Consider the following 22,274-nt stretch of genomic DNA (forward strand, 5'->3'; position numbering starts at 1 on the left):
GAAGACGCAGCCGAACCCGGCTGTTCGCCGGCCCTAGACAGGGATCATGAGACGCAGCAGGGAAGAGACCGCGCGGGACTTGCCGGGCGACCTGTGCCGCTGGGCGGGGCCGGCTGGGCGCTGCTGCGGGCGCACCGCCGCGCGGTCGGGCAGGACCGGGCATGGCGGGCGCAGGAGGAAGCCAGGGCCCGTGAGCTGTCCAAGGCCCAGGTCGCCGCCCTGATGTGGCGGGAGTTCGAGACCTACATCGCGGAGCTGTGCCGGCGGGACGGCTGCAGAGACGTCGTCGTCAGCGGCAAGAGCGGGGACCTGGGCGCGGACGTGGTCGGCTACCTGGCCGACGGCCGCAAGCTGGTCATCCAGTGCAAGAAGTACGCGGCGCATCGGAGTGTGTCCTCGCAGGACATGCAGAAGTTCGTCGGGACCGCCCGGCTCGAGCACGGGGCGGACGTCGCCTTGTTCGTCACTACCTGGGTTCCTGGGCCAAGGGTGCTCACCTGGAGAGTCTGATCCCGTTGAACGGCAGCGGCAGCGGCGGCGGCACCAGGCGGCGCCCCTCTGCCTGACCGCGACACGCTGCTGTAGGCCCCGGCGGATTCGACCGACGGCAGGATCAAGTACTCGCCGTGCAGGTCGGCTTCCGAGCTGCACGCAGAACACTGACCGGCCCGCGGGTGGCCCTCGGCAAGGGGCCGGAGCTGCGGGCCTGGGCCAGTCGCGAGCTCCGGCACCACCGCAACGGGTAGCCAGCGACCAGACTCTCCTCCTGCGTGACCGACCCGACGACGTGCAGCTCATCCGCCGAATGAGCAGTTGGCTGGGACTACCTCCCCAGCCACGGCATCACCAAGGGCCCCGTCTTCCGGCATCTCCTGAAGAGCGGCGTGCCCGCGACCGAAGAAACGCGTGCCAAAACAGCTATGGTGCGAGGCCTGCGCCTCCGCCCCCATGTCGTCAACGAGCGGGTAAAGCACTGGTTCGCGACGGCGGGCCTGGTGGGCGACGGGCGCCCGATTACTTCGCACGGCCTGCGGGCGGGCGCCGCCACTGACCTTGCCGCGAACGACCCCACAGCCCAAGAGCTCGAGGAGGCCGGCCGCTGGGCGTCAGGCTCTACCGCCTACGGCTGGACGTACGCCCTGCCCAGGCCCAGAAGAAGAACGCCTTCGACAAATCCCCGTACACGATCCGTCGAAGAGCGGAACCCTCCACACCCACGCCGTGCTACCTGCAGCAGCACCCGCGGCCGACTCTTCGCCCGGCGTGACAACGGGCTGTGCAGGCGTGAAAACGACGAACCCCGCTCCAGGGGAGCGGGGTTCGTCGTGTCCCACGAAGCCGATCGCGGGGTACCGTTCTGTTGTCGAAGCAGAACAGGAGTAAGTATGCACTCTCTGCCGCAAGACCACACCGGCGTACGCATCGCGCGCCTCCGACGAGAGCGCCACCTCACGCAAAAGGACCTGGTCGACCTCTCCGGCATCTCCTACAGCGCGCTGACCAAGGTCGAGCAGGGCGTGCTGGAAGCCTCGCCGTATGTGGTGGCCGCCTGCGCCCGCGCCCTACGAGTAGACGTGGCCACCATCCAAGGCCAGCCCTACCAGGATGATCTGCGTGCGGACCAGCTCGACGTGTTGATAGCTCCGATCCGCGCGGCCCTGGACGTCTACGACCTCGGAGCAGACCCCGAAATCTCTCCGCGCTCGCTCCTGGAGCTGCGGTTGGATTCCGAGGGGCTGTGTGCCGCGGTTCGTGGCGGCGAGATTAAGCGGGTGGCCAGCGAGGTCGCCGGCCTCATCGAGGAGACCACCACGGCCGCGCACACACACGGCACCAGCGATGGATGGCTGATCCTCGCGTCGCTCTACCGCACGGCGTACGACGTGGCAACGAAGTTGGGGTACGCCGACCTGGCGCAGCTTGCGCTCGCGCGCATGGACTGGACCGCGCAGCGGGCGAGCGACGCCGTGTTCGGCGGCGCCTACCAGTACTTCCGGGCCCTCGCGTACATGCGAGAGGGGAAGTTCCGTACTGGGCAGCGGCTCATCGACCTCGGGCTGAGGACCATCGGGCAGGCGGAGGCGTCCCAGGAGCGTGACGTCGTCACTGGGCAGCTTCACCTCGGCGGCTCGGTCATGGCCGGCCGCGCGCACGACGAGGTCCAAGCCATGGGGCACCTCGCGGAAGCCAAAAGGATCGCGGCCCGCACCGGGGAGACCCCGAAGGTGTTGTGGATGGCCTTCGGCAGCACCAATGTCGAGGTGCACCGGGTCTCCGTCCTGGCCGAACTGGACAAGTACGACAAGGCCGTGGAGACGGCCGACCAGCTCACGATCCCCGCCGACTGGCCGAAATCCCGGGTGAGCCACCACTGGGCAGAGGTGGCCCGCTCGCAGATGTGGACGGGGCGCCTGGAGGCGTCGTTCGCCAGTCTCTTGAAGGCCCGGAAGGCCGCCCCCCAGCAGGCGAAGTACCACCCCTTGGTGCGAGACACGTACGCCAGCCTTGAAGCCGCGCACCGCCGCCTCCCCGACACGTTCCTCTCGTACGGGAGCTGGCTGACCTCGCAGAGGTGACCGCCCGTCAACCTTTGGCCCCAACTACCATTTATTGATGGTAGTTGGGGCCTGTTCGTTCCCCCACCATGTCGTTACTGCCGAAGCGACATGGAGCCGACCATGACGACACACCCCGCGGATCAGGAGCGCACCCGTCGACGCGCCCCTGCCACCGCCGCAGAACGGAGCGGGTGCGAAAGCACCGCGTTCGACATCTCCATCGCACGCCGACCCGACCGTGAGGGGAGCGGCGCGCTCTCTGAAGCGGATGCCGCCCTGCCGCAGCGACTCCGCCGCAGTCTCCGGGCCGGCCTCTCCCGCGGGGGCCATTCCGATCTGGTGGACGACGCGGAGCTGCTCCTCAGTGAGCTGGTGACCAACGCCCTGGTCCACACGGACGGACCCGCCATCGGCGTCCGCGTCACTGTCCAGGACGCTCGCCTCAACATCGAGGTGAACGACTTCGCCCCCGGCGGCTGTCTGCCGCGCCCTGCCGGACCGTACGCCGAGCATGGCCGCGGACTCCTGATTGTGGACGCCCTGGCTGAGGAATGGGGCGTCAGCGAGGACCGCACGACGGTCTGGTGCACCCTCCCCCTGACCGAAGGAACCTCCGAGATGGCCTCCGCCGCGCCCACCGAGAAGGTTGTGCACGAGACGGCCCTGCCGCTGCCGACGAACTCCAGCGCGGGCCGCACGGCTCGCATCCGGGGGCGGGATCTTCTCACTATCCTGGCCTGGCCCGGCTCCACAACGTGGCCGTGGACGTGCTGTACGTCCTCGTCCGCAACGCCGTCGAGCACGGGCTCACCGAAGAGAGCCCCAGTCGGAGACTGGAAGCCTGGCTTCGGGTCACCGAGCAGCACGAGCTCCTCATCGACGTCCAGGACGTCCCCGACTTCCCCAGCTTCGACAAGGCGGCCCGCGGCGAGCTGGGACGCGGCCTGTGGGGCGCCCAGCGCCTCGGCGCCACCCTCTCCTGGTTCCCGGGCGAGCAGGGCAAGACCGTGCGCGCCACCCTGCAGCCGGGCCCGGTGGACCTGTGACCGCCCTCGCCACCGCGGCGCCTGACTCCGCGCACATGATGCAGACTCTGGTCGACGCCGCCGGCGCGCCCGGTAGGCCCGCCCCCGACATGGCGGACCTGGCGGAACTCCTCCGCACACTCCTCGGGGTCGCCGCCCGTGAGGACACCCGCGTCCGTCTGGGCGGCAACCTGTTCGACGTCGTCGTCACCAGCTCCGGCGTCCAGGCCCGTGCGGCGGCCGCACTCATGGACAAGGTCCAGGGCGGATGCGGCCCCGTCGTCGGGGACACGAGGGACGGCCTCTTCTACTGGCTGGTCCCGCCCGGGACGACCGGCCGGTGGGAGCCGCACACGCACGCCGTGTGTCTGGGCGCGCCGTTCAAGATTGTGCTTCCGTCCCTGAACCGCACGGCGCCGCCGGGTACGCCGGGCCTGTACTGGTTCCGGCCATCGGCGAGCGACCGCCTGGTCCCGGCCGCCCCACTCCGGAGAGCCCTGACCCAGTGCAGGCCTGAGCCGACCCCGCACGCCGCGTTCGCGGACCGCCTGGGCCTCACCCCCTGAACCCCCGTGTCCGGCAGTGACCGTCCCCCCTGCCGGACACGGGCCTCACCCCCCCTGTTGCCGGAGCGGATCCGGCTCCGGCAACAGGGGCTCTCAACTTCCCAGTCCACGGTTGCAAGGACAGAGACCGAGATGCTTCTCCTGCCCCGGCCACGGCCTACCAAGGCCGGCCGTCTTGCCGCCCTACGGCGCAGTCTGCTCATCGACGCCACCGCCAGCGCGCACATGGCCGGACGCCAGCCGGCCGTCGTCCTCTACACGACGAGCATGGCGGCCCGGCGAGTCCTGGCGCACTACGCCCACTTGCGTGCCTGGAAAGTCATGGAGGACGAGTTCTCCGACCGGCCCGGCAGCGGCAGAGGGCTCGCTATGGCCTGCGACGCGGCCGAGTCTCCAGTCGTCGACGGCATCCTCACCGTCGACCGCCGCATGCTGCCCGCCGGCGACGACACCTACGAGCGGCTTCTGTGGCTCCTCGGCCGCCACAGCGCCTTCCTCGGGTTTGTTCCCCCGGCCCTTGCGAGGCGGGCATGAGAGCGCCGTTCGTGCTGCCGACGAAGGGCGAGACGACAGCCGCCCCAGATCTCCTGACTACAGCGCGCAGTGTCGCGTACGCCGACCTGGAGCAGGACACCCTCCACCGCGACGTCGACGGTGTGCTGTGGGCCGTCTGCACGGGCTCCCCAACCGGTGCGCCCGACTACGCCAAGGAGCTCCATCCCGGCCGGCAGCGCATCGCGATGGAGAACCTCCTGTGCGCCTGCTGCAGGCAGCCGGCCGCCCGCGACGAGCGGGGCATGACCTGGATCCTGCCGCTCCTCGACGACGCCACAGACACGATCTGGGAAGGCGTGCAGACCGCGATCCCACCCATGTGCGAGGCGTGCGCGGCTCTTTCTCCCCAGGTGTGCCCCCGGCTCAGGGACGGGCATGCCGAGCTCCGCGTCCGCGAGGCCGAGCCCATCGGCGTCCGCGGCACCCTCTACCCCCGCCCCGGCCAGCACCACGCCCCTGAGCCTGACGCCCTGGTGCTCTACGACTCTCCAGACCTGCCGTTCGTCGTCGCCCGCCAGCTCGTCCGAGAGCTGCGCCGCACCACAGTGATCACCGGCGCCCTCAGCACTCCCCCACACCGAAGACTCGTCGGCCTGCCCACCAAGGAGCAGTAACCGGCGGCAGGGGCAAGGCCGCTCAACGGCCCACCCTGCGGCACGTGCAAGGCACCTTCGACAGAGGAGAAGCATGTTCGCTCATTCCGACCGCCTCCCGACCAGCTCCCCCATCCCGCAGGGGGCCGTCCCCCCCGCCCCGTGGGGCATCAGCCGGATGGAGCCCTACCCCACGATGGCCCCCGGCCACAGCACGGTCCGGCTCGACCCGGCCACCCAGACCGCCGTCTTCTTCGACCACAGCGGTCACGTCATGGAGATGCCCGGCCACGGCACCTCCACCGGCACCTCCCCCTCCACGGGCACCAGCCCGGACGGAAACGGCTCCACCCAGGACTCCGACTCGGGGAGCGACAGCGACCAGTGACTGACACACGTCCGGTGTTGGTCGTCACCAGCCTGCACGACCCCACCGCCGACGTGGTGATCAACGAGCTGCACGACCGGGACGTCCCGGTCGTGCGGCTCGACTCCGGGGACTTCCCGGCATCACTGTCGGTGGAGGCAGAGATCACCGAAGACGGGATCAGGGGACAGCTCGTCACCCCGTCCCGCGCCGCCGACCTGGCGGCCGTACGCTCCCTCTACTACCGGCGACCCACTGGGTTCGCCTTCCCTCACCTGACCGAACAGGACGCCAGGTTCGCCCTCACACAGGCCCGGTACGGACTGGGCGGAGTGCTCGCCTCGCTGCCCCAGCCTGTACGTCAACCACCCCCACCGGATCGGCGACGCCGAGTTCAAGCCCTCCGGGCTCGCGGCCGCCGTCGACGTCGGCTTCCTCGTCCCGCCCACCCTCATCACCTCCAATGCCGACGCGGCGCGAGCCTTCGTGAAACGACACGACGCCGTGGTCTACAAGCCGCTCCACAACCCGGTGTACCTCGTCGACGGCATCTCCAACGTCGTGAAAATCGCCGAGGTGACGGCCGACGACATCGACGACAGCGTGTCTGGAACCGCCCACCTCTTCCAGAAGCGCGTACCCAAGACCGGCGATGTGCGCGTCACCGTCATCGGCGACCAGGTGTTCAGCGTCCGCATCGACTGCGACCTCCTGGACTGGCGCACCGACTACAGCAGCCTGACCTACACAGTCGTGGAGGCCCCGTCGGGCATCCGGCGCGCGCTGCGCCGGTACATGGACCACTTCGGGCTCGTCTTCGGCGCTTTCGACTTCTGCGTCGGCGAGGACGGGGGATGGTGGTTCCTGGAGTGCAATCCGTCCGGCCAGTGGTACTGGCTGGAGACCGAGACCGGCCTGCCCATGCGCGCAGCGCTGGCCGACCTGCTGGAGAGGAAGCCGTGACCGACCAGGCTCAGCAACTTCGCGCGCAACTCCTGAACGCGCTCACGGCCGGCGGCAGCCTGCGCACCGATGAGTGGAAGGCAGCGGCCGGCACCGTGGCCCGGCACGACTTTCTACGCGGCGGGTTCTTCCGGCAGGCAGGCGGATCGGCCTGGGAGCCGGTGCTGCAGGACGATCCGGGATGGCTCGAGGCCTGCTACCAGGATGAATCCCTGGTCACGCAGATCGCGGGCACGATCCTCCCGCAGGACGTCCGCGGCCAGATCCTCCGGGAGCCGACCAGTTCCAGCACGCTGCCGTCCCTCGTCCTGCGCATGCTCGAGGACCTCCAGGTCGAACCCGGAATGCATGTCCTGGAGATCGGCACCGGCACCGGCTACTCCACCGCCGTCCTCGCCGCCCGTCTCGGCGAGAACCTCGTCACGTCCGTCGAATACGACGCTGACGTCGCCGGCCGGGCTGAAACAGCCCTGCGCGAACAGGGCATCCACCCGGCGCTGGTCACCGGCGACGGGCTCCTCGGACACGCGGACGGCGGCCCGTATGACAGGATCATCGCGACCTGCGGCATCAAGACCGTGCCCGCCGCCTGGATCGAGCAGACCCGGCCAGGAGGCCTGATCCTCGTCACCATCGGCGGCTGGCTCCACGCCTCGGAACTCGCCCGCCTGACCGTCCGCGAAGACGGCACGACGTCCGGCCCGCTGCTGGGCGGGCAGGTGAGCTTCATGCTTGCCCGGCCGCAGTCACCGCCGGCGCTCGGCCTCCTCCCCGACCTGGAGGCGGGCACGGAGCGGCAGACCGACATCGGCGCCGACGTACTGAACGACTGGACCTTACGCTTCATCGCTCAGTTCGCCGCCCCGAACGCCCAGCGCCTCACCCTCAGCCGGAACGGGCACACCGAGGACGTCCTGATCGACGTCGTCTCCGGATCGTGGGCCGCCATCTACGAAGACTCCGGCCGGTGGATCGCCCGCCAGGACGGGCCGGACCTCCTGTGGGACGCCGTGGAGGAACAGTTCGGCCGCTGGCACGCAGCCGGGAAGCCCGCCCCCGAAAAGGCCACCGTCACGGTCACCTCACAGGGCCAGACTCTCGCTTGGTAACCCCCCGGTTAAGGGCCCGCTCCTACGCCTGATGGCCGACGAGCGGGCCTTTCTGACGCGTAGAGATGTAACAGAATGCGGCCGTTGACGTTCTGGGAGTCAAGGGGGTTGCCCTTTACGTCAACCCCGCAGTGATCCGGAGGAACGGTGACGACCGCGACAGCGCCCTTCGCCGACCAGCCGCTCCAACCTGCAGGAGAGCCCGTTCACCTGGCTCGAGCCGAAGACGGCGGACACCGAGGACCAGGCCGTGCTGCGCCCGCTGACCCGCAAGCGGACCGCCCCGCGTACGAGCGGGCCCGCCTTGCCGCCGCCGCCCTGGGCAGGCCGCCCCCGGGCGGCGGCTTGCCCACCCCGGCCGGGATGGGCTGAGGTGGGCAAGCCGAGGCAACAGCACGGCCCGGACCGGAAGAGGGCGCGGTGCCGGACATTTTCGACCTCACCGTGGACCTGGTCGTCGCGCCCGGTCTCACCCGGTGGCAGGGGAAGGACGAGTACGCGCACGTGCGACGCCTCGGCATCGTCTCCGACGCCGAGCACCGTGCCGCCGACGCCGCCCGCGGCGGGGTCCTGGCGATGCTCACCGGACGCTCCGGCGTTTTCGCGCAGGCGGAACGGTGAGCGTCCTGGCGGTGGGAACTGGCCTGGCCCACGCCGTGCTTGCCCCGGCCGGTGGCGGCCGCGCAAGGGTTGCACCGGAAGGGGGCTGCACAGTTGACCGGAGGGTTGCTCGCGGCGGGGGACCGAAGGTGTGACCGGGAATGGGAGCCCGCCAAAACGGACAGTGTTTGTTGTTCCTGGTCAGCCCTGCTGGGCAAGCCTGTCCGCGCCGGCGACACCTAATGGCCCGCAACACCCGCTGGCGAGTCACCAGTAGGTCGACGAGACCGTTGACGTCCTGGCCGGCTGGGCACCCGGCCTTCATGAAGCCCTCACCGGCCTCGGTGCAGGCGACCACGTCATCGTCGACGGCACCCTGATCCCCATCGACCGGATCCGCGCGGACGAGCCGTACTGCTCGATGACACACCCCTGCTCCGGCGAGCCAGATGCTCCACCCGCCGCATCAGCACGATCGTCCAGGCCGTCCACACACTCCTGACCTGCGACTATTCAGGATGAAAGAGGCTCAGTGGGGGTAGCGCACTGTCAGCAGGGCTTCGGCGTCGGTTGAGGGTGCGTGGTAGAGATGGGGGACATCGGCCGCCCAGCCGCTGTGCCTGCCGGGGCCGACTGTTACCGGAGCGGTCCTGGGGCCGACGCGCGCGGTGCCGGCGAGCACGATGATGTGCTCGGTGGTGCCAGGTGTGTGGGCGGCTGACTCCTGGATTATTCCGGCGCGTATCCGGATCCGGTACGTCTCAGTCACTGCGGCGTCGTCTTCGAGCCGTTCGGTGAGGACGGCGTCCACGGCCTGGCCGGAGATACCAGCTGTTGTGGGTGCGAAACCCTGAAGCACTGTGCTGAGGGGCGTTCCCAGCGCTGTCGTGAGGGCGTAGAGCGTTTCCAGCGTGGGGTTCCGCCCGCCGCTCTCCAGCTCGGAGAGTGTTCCCTTGCCGATCCCTGACCGGCGGGCAAGTTCAGAGAGCGACCATCCCCGGACTTTGCGCAGCTCTCTCAGCCGCGAGCCGACGTGAGCGGCAAGTTCCATGACTCTCCTCGTCCTCCGGCCGCGGATTCATCCCTGCCCAGGGCCGATCGTTCCATATGAAGAACGTTCCGTATGTGGAACGCTGGGAATATCGCCCAGCGGAACGCGACGAAGGAGTACCGCATGCCCTCAGATCAGACTATGCCCCTGCCTGCCCGCACCATGGAAGTCGCCCGGGCACTGGCTGCAGCCGGAGTCCCGGGACAGGTGCAGCAACTGAGCGAATCAACGCGCACAGCAGCCGAAGCCGCCGCCGCCCTTGGATGCGACGCGGGCGCGATCGCCAACAGCCTGATCTTCATCTCCGACGGTGAGCCGGTCCTGGTACTGGCCAGCGGCCGCCACAAAGTCGACACCGCTGCACTCGCTGCACGATGGGGCCGTGGCAAACTCCGGCGCGCCACCCCTGAGCAGGTACGGCAGGCAACCGGACAGGCGATCGGAGGCGTCTCACCCGTCGGCCACCCGCACAAACTCCCCGCTGTGGTCGACACAGCCCTCACCGCATACCCCCGCCTCTGGGCCGCCGCGGGAACTCCGCACACCGTTTTTCCCACCACCGCCCAGGAACTCCTCCGGCTCACCGGCGGGCTCCTGCTCTCAGTCGGCCTCTGAACCCGGGGGGGGTCCGTGGAGGGGGGCGCCCAGAACAAACCGGGCCGCACCCCTCCGCGAGCTTGATACCGGCGCAGCACAGGCCCGCGGGCTCAGACTCAGAGGCTGTATCTACCGCCTTCGCCGCAGCGGTGCTGGTATGCGCACGGGCTGGGCAGACAGCCCACTCAGTACCACAGGTTCGCCTGGTAGAACCCCAGCGCTCCGCATACCGAGCCATATCTGTCTTCCGCGTAGTCAACTGTTCCGTGGATCTGGGGCGCGGCGTTGTCCTCCCAGTCAGAGCCGAAGGGCGCGTACTGGCGCTCTTGAAGCTGACCGAGCCCGTAACCGCCCGGGTTGGTGTAGCCCTTGTATTGCACATCCCATGTGCCATTTGTGACCGCGGTGACCAGCATGTTGAAGCACGCGAGCTCGTTGCCTGCGGGAACGATTTCCTTCGCCAGAGCCCTGGCCTCTTCGGGGGTGCTGGCCTGCGCGGGGGAAGCCTGGGTGTGTGACTGGCCGGTCTGTGCCATGGACGGCCCGGCCGTTGCGACTCCAAGAATCGTGGCGGCAGCAACGGCCGAGGCCATCCACAGGGATTTGATCTTCTGGAGCACGCGAAGGTCCTTGATTTCTGTGATGCGAGACAAGATGATCACGCCAACTAAAACATGATTCCCTTGGCTGGGAAAGCGCTGAGCGGCCAAGTACTGGACCACGGCCCATCAGCCGATTGGCCGGGCGAAACGGATTGGATGCCCCAGGCGCCTCCGGCCATCATGTGTCGTTTCGTGGGGGTGTAGTTGCGGTGCAGGTGTTGCCGCGCTGCCACGGCCGCGTTCTCGAACCGCAGCGAGTTGACGCCGGTTTCTTCTGGGTGTGAGCCATCGTCCGAGGTCGTCGCCGTTGAAGTGGACGCCGGGTTTGATCGCGGGGAGCCGGCCGCCGGGCTCGGTTTCGGCGAGCTGGGTGAGGATCCGGTGGTGGCGTTGCCAGTGGCCAGGGGCAGTTCCAGTCGGGGTCGGTGGCGGTGAGCTGTTCGGCGCGGGTGCGGGCCCGCTCCGTGTCCTTGCCGAGGCCGCCCGTCACGCCCGTACACAGCCACCCACGGCTTGCCGGAACGGGGTTCGTCCTCCTCGGACCCGTACCCCCGCCCGGAAGCCTTGTGCCCGGCACAGCTGGCACCCGGGACAGGTTGGTGTCCGGCCGCATCCGGCCCTGAACCCCGCAGGGCCGCATGCGGCGTCACTCTGAGCGGACGGGCGAGGCGGCCGGCGTGGCCTGTACGGCGTGAGCGAGGGCGGCCAGGCCGCGTGTGCCCTGATCCTGAGGGGGTTGCGCCGGCTGGCCCGATGCCCCCGGCAGGTGAGGGGCGTGCGCCCGTTGCCGGCGCTGCCCTCTACTGCCCTGGGCCTTTGGCCCGGGCGCGCTGTTCACGCCAGAGAGGGCCGTGTCTGCTCTTCTACGGGGTGGCGGCGAGGTCAAAGGCCGCGGCCTGGGATTCGGTTCCGTGGCCGTTCAGGGTGCCGGAGCTGTTCTGTACATACCGGCCGGTGGATACGGACTTGAGGAGGACGGAGCCGCCGCCGGTCTTGTGCAGGGTGAACTTCTCCCAGGGGCCGATGCTGTCGGCGGCTGCGCGCAGGTGGTAGTTCGGGCCGGCGGGGCCGTTGGTGGTCTGGTCGACCATGACGTATTTGCCGTTCAGCTTCGACTTCAGGGCTACCTCGTTGTTCTTGAGCAGGACGACGCTGAACGTCTTCGCGTCCTGGGGCGCGTCGCTCTGTCCGAAGCCGAGGTAGTCGCGCTCGGTGGCGGGGCGGGTGATCAGGTAGCCGTCTTTGCTTTTCAGGGTCATGTCGGTCTGGGTCTTTTGGATGACGAAGGCCCCGCCGGTGACGGCGGTTGCTGAGGTGATCCCGCGGTTGTGGAACTCTGCACCGGGGTCCTGTGAGCTGATCAGGGTGCCGTCATCCTTGACCGCGGCGACGGTGAGGCCGTTGGAGTCGGCCGAAACGGAGGTGACGTGGCCGTCGTCCCGCAGGCCGGGGGGAAGCCCGATGTATTCGCCCCAGCTGTGGACGCTGCCGTCCTTGACCGCCAGACCCGTCCTGCCGTTGTTAGACAGGGCGATGGAGGTCACACCGCCGCCCTGGGACAGCTCGGCCGGTACCCGGGGGGCGTGGCCCCAGGCGTGGACGTTGCCGTCCTTGACCGCCAGCGCCGATGCCCCCATGGTCTTGACCTCGGTGACACCCCCGGTGGACAGCTCTGCGGGCACGGCCATCAGATCGATGCTGCAGCCCCACTGGTAGAGCCTGCCGTCCTTGACCGCGAAGGCAGCTTGCAGGCTGGAGTTGGATTCCACTGCTGTGGTGCCGCCTCCGCTGGCCAGCACCGCCGGCATATCGGCCCGGTACTCCTTGGGACACCAGTCTTCCGGGGCTGGGCCGAACTGCCGGACGTTGCCGTCCTTGACCGCAAGGCCAGGACCCCCCAGGGCGAGTGCCGTCACGCCGCCGCCCGACTGGAGATCCTGCGGAACGTCGACGGACCCCCACCCCCGCACCTTGACGACGTTGCCGTCCTTGACCGCCAGAACCACGGATCCCGAGACGGCGACCGCGCTCACCCCGCCCTCCTGCAGACTCTCGGGAACAGTGATGTCTGCAGAGGTGAACGCCAGCCTCGAGGGGACGCTCGCCGCCGCTGCCGTATCACTGCTGTCGGCGTGGGCCGCGGCCGGCGCCAGCAGGGCGCCGGCCGCGGCCGCCAGCAGCGGAAGCCCGCGCAGCCACTGCCTGCGGCACCGCCCCCCGCCCGGGGCCGGCCTCAGCGAGTGCCCGGAAATGGTCTTCGGCATGGTCCCTGGTTCCTTCCGTCCGCACGGACATCCGGCCGCGCAGGCGCCAGTCGACCATTACAGGCCCTCGGCCCGTAGCCGGCCGGCCGACTGGCACCCCAGCGGCTTTTTGGTGTCCCCCGGCCGGCCGCGAGACACCATCCCGAATGACTTCAGACCAGGGGCGTGTGGCCGGCCTGACCCGTGGTGCCGACGCGGAAAGCGGAGCATGTCCCGGTGAACCGTTCCGGGTTCGGTAGAAACTTCAGGTTGTGGTGGTGACCTGTGGTTTCGTGGCCGTGAGGTAGTGGTTGGTCTCGTATTCGACGGGTGGGATGTGTCCTATTCCACCGTGGAGTCGGCGGTGGCAGTACCAGTCGGCCCACTCGGCGGTGGCGAGTTCGGCCTGCGAGAGAGTTTTCCAGGGCCGGCGGGGCTTGATCAGTTCCGTCTTGACAGGCCGATCGTGGACTCCATGAGGGCGTTGTCGTAGGCGTCGCTGGCCGATCCGATCGAGGCCGCTATGCCGGCAGCCTCCAGGTGCTCGGCAAGGCGGAAACTCGTGTATTGCGATCCGGCGTCCGAGTGGTGGATCAATTCGCCGTGGAGGGGCGGGTGTTCGTCGCGGTCGCGTTGCCACAGGGCCATATCCAGGGCGTCCAGGACGAGCCTGGTCTCCTTCGACGTCGCGGCGGACCAGCCGACGATGCGGCGGGAGAAGGTGTCCACGACGAAAGCGGTGCAGACCACTCCTGACCAGGTCGTCACGTGGGTGAAGCCGGCGGCCCAGCAGCGGTTGGGGGCCGCGGCGACGAAGTTGCGGTCCAGCAGGCCGGGGGCCCGGTCCGCGCTCGCGTCGGACATCGTGGTGATCACCCTTCTGCCGCGGACGGCGCCGGTGATGCCGAGTTCGCGCATGAGGCGCTCGACCGTGCGCCGGGCCACCTGATGGTCCTGGCGGCGCAGTTCGCGCCAGATCTTGCGGGCCCCGTAGACACGGTAGTTGGCCTCGAAGATCTCGCTGATCAGGTATTTCAGCGCGGTGTCCCGCACGGTCCTGGGCGACGGGGCGGCCTGGCGTTTGTGGTGGGCGTAGTAGGTGGAGGGGGCGATGCTGCAGTCGTGCTCGGTGAGCACGCGGCAGATCGGCCCGACGCCGCCGAAGCGGGCCCGGTGCTCGTCGATGAACGCTACGAGCGTGTGTGTGGCCGGCCGGGCCCGGCCGCGAAGAAACTTGCCGCAGCCTTCAAGATCTCGTTCGCCCTCTTCAGCTCGGCGATCTCCTTCTTCATCGCCTTGATCTGCGCGGACTCCTCCGACGTCGTTCCCGGCCGCTGCCCGGAGTCGATCTCCTCGCGTTTCACCCAGTTCCGCAGTGTCTCAGCCGAACCGATGCCCAGCTCCTGGGCAACCGCCCGCAGCGCAGCCGACTCGTTCGGATAGTCACCACGGACCTCAGCGACCGTACGGACCGCTCGTTTACGCAGCTCAGGAGGGTAGGAGGAAGGACGTGCCATGACTCGATCCTTTCCCGGAATCGAGTCTCTACCGAACCCGGAACGGTTCACACCTGACAATCAGGACACGGGACCAGCCCACGACCCCCAGGAGCCGCCCAGCCCTCCCCACCGACGTCCACGAGAAACACGAACGACCCACGGAAGGGAGGGTGACTCACCACCTCAGCGAGGGCCCGGCGCTGACCACGCGAGCAAGCGCGTTGTGGCGACTGAGGTGGTGCGGTACGTCCTGAGGCGGCTCGTTTTCAGTGAAGGCAGCACATCACACAGAGTGGGTGGGCGGGCCCGTACCCGCACGAGTCCTCGCATCGATCCGGTAGACGGGCCTCAAGGAGGTCGTCTCGATGTTCTTTTGCGGAGTCTCGTTTGGCTTGTGCACCCGATGCGGTGGGCTTGCGGCAATGTTGGTGATATACATTGACTATGTATGTAGCGGACTGTTGAGGGGGTGTCTGGGGTGTCTGTGACTCAGATTGATCTTGATGATGAGGCGCTGGCTGAGGCGATGCGGTTGATGGGCGCCTCGACGAAGAAGGATACGGTCAACGGGGCGCTGCGGGATTTCGTGGCGCGTGTGAGGCGGTTGGAGGCCGCTGAGAAGCTGGCCGCGCGGGGACAGCAGGGAGAGTTCGAGGCCGTGGCTTCGGCGCGTGAAGCCGCTAAGCGCGCACAGCGGGCTGCCTTCGAGTGATCACGTATCTGCTCGACGCGTCTGCCCTCTGGCATCTTTTTCGAACACCGGGAGCGCTGCGGGCCTGGGAAGGGCACATCGCTGCTGGCGTCTTTCATGTCTGCGAGCCCACAAGAGTGGAGTTTCTCTACTCAGCGATGAGCCCGGCGCACCGTGACGAGTTGGCCGAGGAGTTGGATGATCTCTGCCGACTCTCACCGGTCCCCAAAACCGCGTGGCGCTGGGTCGACACCGCGCAGTACAAACTCACCCAGCGCAGTCAGCACCGAGCCGCCGGAGCCATCGATCTCCTTGTGTGCGCCACCGCCATTCACCACAGTCACACGGTGCTACACGTTGACAATGACTTCGTCACTGTGGCGGCGGTCCTTAAAGAGGTGCGGCAGCGAGATGTTCGTGACTGGGGACCGGAGATTACTTGGGCATCGCCTTGACGGCGTCCAGGGCGTCCTCGGGGGAGTTGTAGCCGGCCAGCATCGGGTTGATCTGGTAGACGCCGTTGCGCCACGGCGCTACGAAACCGCCGCGACGAGTGGATATAGGGCAGGGCGTCTTCGCCTGGCTGAAGCAGGATCGCGCTCGATTCCTACGACCGGGTCGTCGGCCTCGTCCTCGACCAGATCGCTATCGACGGCTCCATCACGAAAGCTCCCGGCCGCGGCGAGGTAGCCGGCCGCTCACCGGTCGACCGCGGCAAACAGGGACTTGAAACGCTCGGGCATGACGGATGGATACGGCATTTCACTGGGCCGTGTCCTGGTCGGTGCCAACCGCCACGACTCCCCATTGCTCGCCCCGACCCTGGACTGCCTGGACGACGTGGGTCTGTTGCCCGACGACATCACCGTGGACCTGGACGCCTGCTACGGCTCGGACAAGACCCGCAGGTCCAGCCCGTGCGTACCGGCGGACGGTGTTACGGCTCCAGCCCAGGTGGCGGGCGACTGCCCGCTCGCTCAGGCCCTGGTCAAGGAGGTCGTGGACCAGAGCGTGGTGGAGACGGCGGCGCTCGGCCATCTTGCCGGTCGGCTCCGCCGGCTCGGCTGTCGTCTCCGTGGCAGGCTCCCCGGGTAGCGGAGTCTCCCACTGCGGCTCGGGCTCCGGCTCGACGGCAGACAGTGAGTGCAGGCAGCGGCGGTGGTCGACCACGGTCTTCTCGACCGCGCTGACAAGGTTCGCCCATAGGTGATACCGGTCAGCAACCTGCATGGCCTGCGGTGCGGCGGTCGTAGCGGCGTCCGCGTAGGCGCTGGCCCGGTCACGGCACAGAACCTCGATCTGAGGATGTTCGGCCAGCCAGGGGGCGAGCGTCGCCGCGTCTCTCGGTCCGGGAGCAGGTCCACCACCCGGTGCGTGATCGCGTCCGTGATCACGGTGCGTAGACATGGCCGCGGCGCAGCGCGAAGTCGTCGACACCGACCGCGACCGGGGCGCCGACAGCCGGGTCGGGAAGGTCCATCACCCGTCGGAGCAGGGTGCTGCGGCTCGCGCGGATGCCCAGCATTCTGGCCATCCGTGCGCCGGCCCGCCCTGCCAGGGCCAAGCCGAGGCCGGCGACCGACGCACGCTGCCGCTCGGTGACCTGGCCGTTCCGGCGGGTCAGCCCCTTCGCCTGCTCGACGAAGGTCCGCTGCGGACACGATGCCTGCCCGCAGGTGAATCGGCGTACCAGCAACGACACCACCAGCCGCCCACTGCTGGGCAGATCTGACGGATATCGCACGTAGGAGCCGTGCACGCGCTCGGACCACGCCCCGCAGGACGGGCACGCGGCACCCGACTCCGTGAGCCGGGCCTCGACCCGCACCACCGAACCTGACGTCGCGACGCGGATAACCTCCACCTGCGGCAGCGACGGAAACAGCAACTCGCCGAGCCATGACCATGATTGCGACACAGCCACCGACAGTCAGCCACCCGAGGCACCTCACCGACGAGATCCAGACGATCCCACAGCCCCACCAACCCCGAGAGTTCATCACCCAGCGTCACCACCACAGAACCTGGGCCAGACCCTCGTATGGGCGCCACGTTTCCGGTTGGTTTGGGCGCCAGTGGATTTCCGGTGAGATCGGGCTCCACTTGGTGTGATGGTCTGTGACATGCACGTTCGGCGTAATAGGCGGTTGTGTGGGCTGTTTGGCCGCCACGCTGTGGCTGTTGATCACAGTCCAGGTCAGGGAGGTTTTCACCGCTCTATGCAGCGGGCTTTCAAGGTTTCACCTCATGCGCAATCCGCGTCGATGATCCAGGTGTATTTCTGAAAGCCTTCGACGGGCTTACCGTACGCAATGGCCTGTTCAGAGGTAATGGCGCATGTCACGCCATTGGCTTGCTCGAACTGCTTCATCTTCCCATGCGCGTCCTGCTTCGCGAGAAGCCACCCGGTAGGCCCGCCGATGAACTGCTGAGTGGAAGTGGCAGTGACCTGATCGGCTTGAGCAGGTGAAATATGGGTGCCTGCTGAAGAGGAATGCTGCTCAGCCTGTGCAGCAGGAGCCGCAATCGCGGATGATATGCCGATACCGATCACGGCAAGCGCACTCAGCGCGATTCGGGGCGTCTTCGTCAGATATCGGCGCACGATAGCCTTCTTTTATCAATGGTGTAGGGTTTGCGAAACCTGGCGGGTCCGAACCTTATTAGAACAGACATTCCGGGCGCCCAGCATCCGCTGGTTGTCGGACAGCGCAGGGTGCGCGCAGCCAGCCGATCGGTGGCCGACGCCCGGCTTGTCGGCGGACCGGGAGCGCTGCTACCGCCCACCGTCAGCCAGGTAGGCCAAGGTTGTCCGGGGACACCCCGTGTCGTGACCAGCGGCCCGAGCCAGGGGCGTCCAACCTGCTGCGGCCGTCGACCAGCTTCTCCGGCGCCCCGGGATCACGCGACCCGGCTTCCACTGGCCCGCCGCAACGAGCCGCTCGATGACTCCGCGGATCTGGAGGGCGGTGACCGCGGCGCCCCCGCCCCCGGGCCATGTGTTGATCCCGGGGCCGGCGGCTCCCCTTGCCCCCAGGGCCTGACCGCGCCGGCTCCGCCTTTCATGCGGGGTGGGGGATCACAGGGCAATGGCCCTTCTCGTTCAGGCGTCCCGGGGCGGGGCGCGCCGTCGCGGACATGCGCACCTGTATGCGGGGTGGCTCGTTAGGCGGGGCGGGAACGCCCGTTCCGGAGGTCCTTCCTCGTGCCTCCGGGAAACGCTCCTGTCGCCTGACGCCTGGCCGTGTGCCCTTCCGCCTGCCCCCGGGCCGGACTGGGCCGTCCGCATTGTGCTCCGCAGTGCCCACGTCCAGGCGCCAGGCCCACCCCGTGGGTGAGCGGCCGCCCAGCCTGCGGATAGGGTCGGGGCAGCCTGCGCCGATATGGGTGTGCAGGTCAGGCCCGGTGCCCGCTTCGCCGTGGTGAGTACGACCGGGCCGCCCTGAATTAGTTATGCATTTTTCCTGAGGGTGTACGTGCAGGCTCCCCCGGATTCTCCTCCGCCTGCTGAACATTTGAATTCAGATGACGGCTGCCTGTTTTCGTCGAGAATTTCGCACTTACCGGCCGGCTTGTTTCCGATAGGGTTGCCGCCTGGGTACCCCGTCTTTGTGGCCAGCGTAATTCCAGTTCCGTCGATCCTGTACTCGACGGTAGCGGGGTAAGCGTACTGCCATTCCCAGAACTTCCACTCTCCCTGCCCGCCGGGAGCCACCACCGGATCAGGCTGCCGGATGAAGCTGCCATGGCCGCCTTCAGCCTTGCTCAGAGTGAGGCCGGTCTTCGTATCATTCTGGACGTAGGCGGCTCTCTCCTGCGGTTCCGAGGTTGGCTGCGCATGCGCGTATACGGACGGACCCGCAATCGAAGCGAACGCGGCAAGCGCTGCACCCGCCAGAACAGGGCGGGCAAATGGAAGCGGTCAGCATCATGATCCTTACAGGAATTGGAGAAAGCAGAAATTGCAGGTCTCACGCTCTGCGTGTTGGCGGGTGGGTTTATCGGCTTCGGCGGGGGCGGTGGTGGGTTTCGGCGAGGTGGTCGAGTCGTACGGCGTCGAGGGCGGCTTCGGTGATGCGTTCGGTGCCGTCGTAGATGGCGGTGATGGCGGCTTGGCGGATGAGCCGGGTGAGGGATCCGATGCGGCCGGCGGTGCGCTGGTCGAGGTAGGAGGCGTGCCGGGGGAGGGTGCAGGGTGTGTGGTGTTCGAGGTCGAGGGCGTTCTCGATGTCGGTGATGACGTCGCGGAAGGGTTCACGCTTGCCGTGGCGGGCGGGGAGGGGGCCGCAGTGGACGAGGGTGGCGCGTCCGGCGAGTTGAGCACCCCGTGTCCCGCTGAAGAGGCGTGTGTCGGTGACGTTGATGCCGGCGTAGACGAACGTGGCGGGGAGGCGTTCGCTGAGGTCTTTGATCAGGTCGGCGGTTCGGGCGCCGGTGGTGGTGCGGGGGTTGAGGCGGTGGATCTCGTCGAAGAGGACGAACTGGATGCCGGCTTGGGTGTAGGTGTGGCAGACGGCGTCGGTGATCTGGGTCTGGGTCATGCGGGCGGTGATGGGGATGCCGAGGTAGCGGGCGAATTCGGTGACGAGGGTTTTCGCGGTCGCGCCGGGCGGGACCAGGACATACGCGACGGGTACCACCGCGTGGGCTGATCCGGGCGGTGCGGGGTTCTTCCGGATGTGGGCGAGGTGGCAGGTGCGGCCGACGTTCAGCAGGGCGGTCGTTTTCCCTGCTGCGGCTGGTCCGGTGACGATCAGCGAGGGCCGGGCGGTGGTCTGCTGGTGGCGGCCGAGGATCATCAGGGTGCGGACCTGGGCGGCGAGGGTGTGGATGGCGGGGGTGCGGATGGTGACGAACGCGGAGTGGTAGGCGAGGCGTTCCTCTGTGCTGCGGGGCGGGTCGCCAGGGCGGGGAGGGGCGGGCGGGTCGGTGGTGGCGAAGCGGTGCCACCCCTGCCAGGTGGTCAGGGGCCAGGACAGCTCGGTCTCGCCGCTTTCGTCGGTGCCCCCTTGTGCGCTGCTCGCGCTTGTCTGGCTCGGGTTCACCATGTGGCGGCTTCCTCGTGCGCGTTGTAGAGCCCGAATCCGGCGGCCGGGGAGGGGCTGACGCCGTCGGGCAGGTCGTCGAGGTCGTCGATGGTGTCGTCGTCGCCTTCGTCGCCTTGCTGCGCCGGGCTGTCAGTGGGTGCTTCGGTGTCGTGGTTTCCGTCGTGGGCTTCGGGGAGCGGGATGTGAGCGGTGCGGGCCATGAGGGCCTGCTCCGTTTTGGTGGCGTGGCCGCTGTGGACGCGGCGCATGAGCTGGTCGAGGGCGTCGGCGAGGCCGGCTTCGTACTGCTCGGCGTCACCGTGGTCGCCGTCAACGGCCTGGGTGCGGATGTGCTGCCAGGTGCGTTCGTCGAAGGGCCGGTGGACGTGGTCGCGGTGGATCCACGGGATCTCGGTGAGTTCGCCGTCGGGTAGACGGACCCAGATCTGGCGGACGTCGTGGGGGTTGTAGTGGATCTCCCATTTCCCGCCGCGGCCGGCGACGGGGGAGGCCTGGCCGCGGCAGGGGGCGAGGAGATCGTGGTCGTAGGTGCGGTGGTGGATGGTGATGCCGGCGGGGGTGATGGCCTGCCAGCGCACGGGCAGCAGTTCGAGGTAGTCGCGCCCGGTCAACGGGACAGGGACGTGTCCGGCGACGGCGACGAGCGCGGCCCACATCTCGTTCGGCGTGAGGGCCTTCCTGGGCATCATCGGGTGACGCAGGCCCTCATGCGGGCGGCGGTGGTAGTGCACCAGCCACTCATCGAGGAGGTCCTGGAGCTGGGCGACGCTGTAGCGGGCGTCTTTCGCGGTGTCGGGGCAGCGGCGGGTGACGTCGGAGCCGGTGTAGCCGGGCAGGTGCTGGCAGAACAGGGCGTTGATGGAGCCGAAGGTCCGCTCGACGATGCCCTTCGCGGTGGGGGCGCGGGGCGGGGCGGGCTGAACGCTGATGCCGAGGGTCTCGCAGGCGGCGGTGAACGCGGCGGAGACGAAGACCTTGCCGACAAACTGGAGAAGTAAGCGCGGTTCTTCCGGCGGAAGGTGAAGGACACCGATGGCAAGGAGCGCGCGATGTGGCGTACGCGCTGGACGGTCCCCGAGGGCCGGTACGGCGATGTGCCGCATCCACCCGTGCTGCTGGTGTTCAACCGCATTGGCGAGCGCAACCCCAACCGCACCGTCCCGCGCCTGATGGAGCTCACCCGTCACCTGTGGCAGGGGGAGCGGCTGCCCGGCGGCCATCACCTCTACGACCGGAAGATCCCCATCATCGCGACCGGCCTGAACCAGCTGCGCCAGCACGGTCCGGCCGGCCCGGTGTTCGTCCGCTTCGGCCGCAGCGGCCCGCAGACCCTGCTGGAGGCGATCGGCACCCCGCGCCGCGAGGCCGCCGACATTCGCGAGCAAGAGGAGGCCAAGGCCCGTGCTGCGCAGTACCAGGCACAGGTACGGCGTGCGGCGCAGGAACACGACGCGAAGAAGGCCGCCGAAGCAGCACAGCAAGCCGCTCAGCGCGAGGCCCGCCGGCCTGCCTGCGCCCACTGCGGGACGCGGTTCACTGACGAACGCTGGGAGGCCGCCGAGAAGACGCACTGGGGAGACCCCGTCGACACCCACCCGCAGCTGTGCGACGGCTGCAAGCACGGGGCCGTCGCCGTCGCGAGCACTGTCCCCGCGCCCGGCAGGCAGGAAGAGCACCAGGAGCCGCTCCCTGAATGGGCGCACCAGGAGTTCATGCGCTTCCCCCACCGTCCACGCTGCACCGAGTGCAAAGCGGCGTTCACCGACGAGCGGTGGCAGGCGGTGAACCGCACCGGCTGGGGCCCCGTTCCCATGGAGTCCCGTCCGACGCTGTGCGGGGACTGCGACCGGAAGGAGAGGGAAGGAATCAAGCGGTCCTTCGACGAGCAGGGCTGGACGGCCGGGCCCCGGCACCAGGGGCAGGCTCCGCCCGAGCAGAAGGCCGGCGGAACCTGGCTCTCCCGCTTCAGCAGGTGACTCCTGGGCGAGCCTCCCGCCAGGCGCTCCGGGCGAACCGCCCGGACGGGAGGCTCGCCCGGAGCGGGGGCAAGCAGGATCCGACAGAGTCCCATCGACCGGAGCGAGAGCGGGTAGTTCTATGACGGACACTGGGAGGCAGGCTCCCGGCGCATCAAGGAACAGGACGCATGGGCCAAGGACGTCTTCCCGGCCGCATATGAACGCCTGAAGCAGGCCGCGGCCGCGATG

Annotated in this window: 19 protein-coding genes and 7 pseudogenes; 17 read left to right on the forward strand and 9 right to left on the reverse strand. The window is 68.5% G+C overall.

Going from position 1 to position 22,274, the window contains the following annotated elements; all coding sequences use genetic code 11:
- Nucleotides 1-93 precede the first annotated feature (93 nt).
- The 12 genes and pseudogenes from ACFZBD_RS32510 to ACFZBD_RS32565 all read left to right on the forward strand — a co-directional run.
- Nucleotides 94-566 (forward strand): annotated as a pseudogene (locus ACFZBD_RS32510) (restriction endonuclease).
- 819 nt (nucleotides 567-1,385) lie between these two features.
- Nucleotides 1,386-2,576, forward strand: a complete 1,191-nt coding sequence (locus ACFZBD_RS32515; protein WP_391146769.1) for a helix-turn-helix domain-containing protein — start codon at nucleotides 1,386-1,388, stop codon at nucleotides 2,574-2,576.
- 102 nt (nucleotides 2,577-2,678) lie between these two features.
- A pseudogene (locus ACFZBD_RS32520) lies at nucleotides 2,679-3,101 on the forward strand (ATP-binding protein); the annotation flags it as partial.
- Nucleotides 3,102-3,319: 218 nt separating this feature from the next.
- Entirely contained in the window at nucleotides 3,320-3,604 is a 285-nt protein-coding gene (locus tag ACFZBD_RS32525) for an ATP-binding protein (protein ID WP_391146824.1), read from the forward strand.
- 35 nt (nucleotides 3,605-3,639) lie between these two features.
- Nucleotides 3,640-4,149: a hypothetical protein gene (locus ACFZBD_RS32530; RefSeq protein ID WP_391146772.1), complete on the forward strand. Its 510-nt coding sequence runs from the start codon at nucleotides 3,640-3,642 to the stop codon at nucleotides 4,147-4,149.
- A gap of 132 nt (nucleotides 4,150-4,281) precedes the next feature.
- Entirely contained in the window at nucleotides 4,282-4,683 is a 402-nt protein-coding gene (locus ACFZBD_RS32535; protein WP_391146774.1) for a hypothetical protein, read from the forward strand.
- The gene (locus ACFZBD_RS32540; RefSeq protein WP_391146775.1) at nucleotides 4,680-5,318 is read left to right on the forward strand and encodes a hypothetical protein; all 639 of its coding nucleotides are present in this window, start codon (nucleotides 4,680-4,682) and stop codon (nucleotides 5,316-5,318) included. The genes ACFZBD_RS32535 and ACFZBD_RS32540 overlap by 4 nt, the downstream gene beginning before the upstream one ends.
- Nucleotides 5,319-5,391: 73 nt before the next feature.
- A complete protein-coding gene (gene tgmA, locus ACFZBD_RS32545; protein WP_391146778.1) occupies nucleotides 5,392-5,685 on the forward strand; it encodes a putative ATP-grasp-modified RiPP in 294 nt (97 codons plus the stop codon).
- Nucleotides 5,682-6,627: pseudogene (gene tgmB / locus ACFZBD_RS32550) on the forward strand (ATP-grasp ribosomal peptide maturase). Before tgmA ends, tgmB begins: the two are co-directional and overlap by 4 nt.
- Complete coding sequence (gene tgmC, locus ACFZBD_RS32555; RefSeq protein WP_391146781.1) at nucleotides 6,624-7,736, forward strand: ATP-grasp peptide maturase system methyltransferase; 1,113 nt, start codon at nucleotides 6,624-6,626, stop codon at nucleotides 7,734-7,736. The pseudogene tgmB and the gene tgmC overlap by 4 nt, the downstream one beginning before the upstream one ends.
- A gap of 420 nt (nucleotides 7,737-8,156) precedes the next feature.
- Nucleotides 8,157-8,357, forward strand: a complete 201-nt coding sequence (locus ACFZBD_RS32560) for a hypothetical protein (RefSeq protein ID WP_391146783.1) — start codon at nucleotides 8,157-8,159, stop codon at nucleotides 8,355-8,357.
- Between the two features lie 256 nt (nucleotides 8,358-8,613).
- Nucleotides 8,614-8,832 (forward strand): annotated as a pseudogene (locus tag ACFZBD_RS32565) (IS5/IS1182 family transposase); the annotation flags it as partial.
- Between the two features lie 33 nt (nucleotides 8,833-8,865).
- On the opposite strand, the gene ACFZBD_RS32570 reads toward ACFZBD_RS32565, so the two are convergent.
- Nucleotides 8,866-9,387 (reverse strand): helix-turn-helix domain-containing protein, encoded by a 522-nt coding sequence (locus tag ACFZBD_RS32570; protein ID WP_391146785.1) that lies wholly within the window; start codon nucleotides 9,385-9,387, stop codon nucleotides 8,866-8,868.
- Nucleotides 9,388-9,510: 123 nt separating this feature from the next.
- Here ACFZBD_RS32570 and ACFZBD_RS32575 point away from each other — a divergent pair, with 123 nt between their 5' ends.
- Complete coding sequence (locus tag ACFZBD_RS32575) at nucleotides 9,511-10,002, forward strand: YbaK/EbsC family protein (protein ID WP_391146786.1); 492 nt, start codon at nucleotides 9,511-9,513, stop codon at nucleotides 10,000-10,002.
- Between the two features lie 167 nt (nucleotides 10,003-10,169).
- Here ACFZBD_RS32575 and ACFZBD_RS32580 read toward each other — a convergent pair whose 3' ends face one another.
- From ACFZBD_RS32580 to ACFZBD_RS32590, 3 genes and pseudogenes are all read right to left on the reverse strand, one after another.
- The gene (locus tag ACFZBD_RS32580; protein ID WP_391146788.1) at nucleotides 10,170-10,604 is read right to left on the reverse strand and encodes a lytic transglycosylase domain-containing protein; all 435 of its coding nucleotides are present in this window, start codon (nucleotides 10,602-10,604) and stop codon (nucleotides 10,170-10,172) included.
- An 845-nt stretch (nucleotides 10,605-11,449) separates the two neighbouring features.
- Nucleotides 11,450-12,850 (reverse strand): hypothetical protein, encoded by a 1,401-nt coding sequence (locus ACFZBD_RS32585; RefSeq protein WP_391146791.1) that lies wholly within the window; start codon nucleotides 12,848-12,850, stop codon nucleotides 11,450-11,452.
- Nucleotides 12,851-13,094: 244 nt separating this feature from the next.
- A pseudogene (locus ACFZBD_RS32590) lies at nucleotides 13,095-14,346 on the reverse strand (IS3 family transposase).
- A 460-nt stretch (nucleotides 14,347-14,806) separates the two neighbouring features.
- Between ACFZBD_RS32590 and ACFZBD_RS32595 the strand changes: the two are divergent.
- From ACFZBD_RS32595 to ACFZBD_RS32605, 3 genes and pseudogenes are all read left to right on the forward strand, one after another.
- The gene (locus ACFZBD_RS32595) at nucleotides 14,807-15,040 is read left to right on the forward strand and encodes a type II toxin-antitoxin system VapB family antitoxin (protein WP_391146794.1); all 234 of its coding nucleotides are present in this window, start codon (nucleotides 14,807-14,809) and stop codon (nucleotides 15,038-15,040) included.
- Entirely contained in the window at nucleotides 15,037-15,474 is a 438-nt protein-coding gene (locus tag ACFZBD_RS32600) for a PIN domain-containing protein (protein ID WP_391146797.1), read from the forward strand. Before ACFZBD_RS32595 ends, ACFZBD_RS32600 begins: the two co-directional genes overlap by 4 nt.
- A 69-nt stretch (nucleotides 15,475-15,543) precedes the next feature.
- Nucleotides 15,544-15,925: pseudogene (locus tag ACFZBD_RS32605) on the forward strand (transposase); the annotation flags it as partial.
- 51 nt (nucleotides 15,926-15,976) lie between these two features.
- On the opposite strand, the pseudogene ACFZBD_RS32610 reads toward ACFZBD_RS32605, so the two are convergent.
- The 5 genes and pseudogenes from ACFZBD_RS32610 to ACFZBD_RS32630 form a co-directional block, all read right to left on the reverse strand.
- Nucleotides 15,977-16,426 (reverse strand): annotated as a pseudogene (locus ACFZBD_RS32610) (transposase); the annotation flags it as partial.
- A complete protein-coding gene (locus tag ACFZBD_RS32615) occupies nucleotides 16,410-16,937 on the reverse strand; it encodes a hypothetical protein (protein ID WP_391146798.1) in 528 nt (175 codons plus the stop codon). The gene ACFZBD_RS32615 and the pseudogene ACFZBD_RS32610, both read right to left, overlap by 17 nt.
- A 327-nt stretch (nucleotides 16,938-17,264) precedes the next feature.
- Nucleotides 17,265-17,624: a hypothetical protein gene (locus ACFZBD_RS32620; RefSeq protein ID WP_391146802.1), complete on the reverse strand. Its 360-nt coding sequence runs from the start codon at nucleotides 17,622-17,624 to the stop codon at nucleotides 17,265-17,267.
- A 1,393-nt stretch (nucleotides 17,625-19,017) separates the two neighbouring features.
- Nucleotides 19,018-20,067: a TniB family NTP-binding protein gene (locus ACFZBD_RS32625; RefSeq protein WP_391146804.1), complete on the reverse strand. Its 1,050-nt coding sequence runs from the start codon at nucleotides 20,065-20,067 to the stop codon at nucleotides 19,018-19,020.
- Nucleotides 20,061-21,170 carry a Mu transposase C-terminal domain-containing protein gene (locus ACFZBD_RS32630; RefSeq protein ID WP_391146807.1) on the reverse strand — a complete coding sequence of 370 codons (1,110 nt, stop codon included), beginning with the start codon at nucleotides 21,168-21,170 and terminating at the stop codon, nucleotides 20,061-20,063. The genes ACFZBD_RS32625 and ACFZBD_RS32630 overlap by 7 nt, the downstream gene beginning before the upstream one ends.
- On the opposite strand from ACFZBD_RS32630, the gene ACFZBD_RS32635 reads away from it, so the two are divergent.
- On the forward strand, nucleotides 21,117-22,043 hold the full coding sequence (locus ACFZBD_RS32635; RefSeq protein WP_391146809.1) for a hypothetical protein: 927 nt from the start codon (nucleotides 21,117-21,119) through the stop codon (nucleotides 22,041-22,043). The two genes, ACFZBD_RS32630 and ACFZBD_RS32635, sit on opposite strands and share 54 nt — an antisense overlap.
- Nucleotides 22,044-22,274: the final 231 nt, after the last annotated feature.

This window comes from Streptomyces sp. NPDC008121, from assembly GCF_042957155.1.
Lineage (GTDB): Bacteria > Actinomycetota > Actinomycetes > Streptomycetales > Streptomycetaceae > Streptomyces.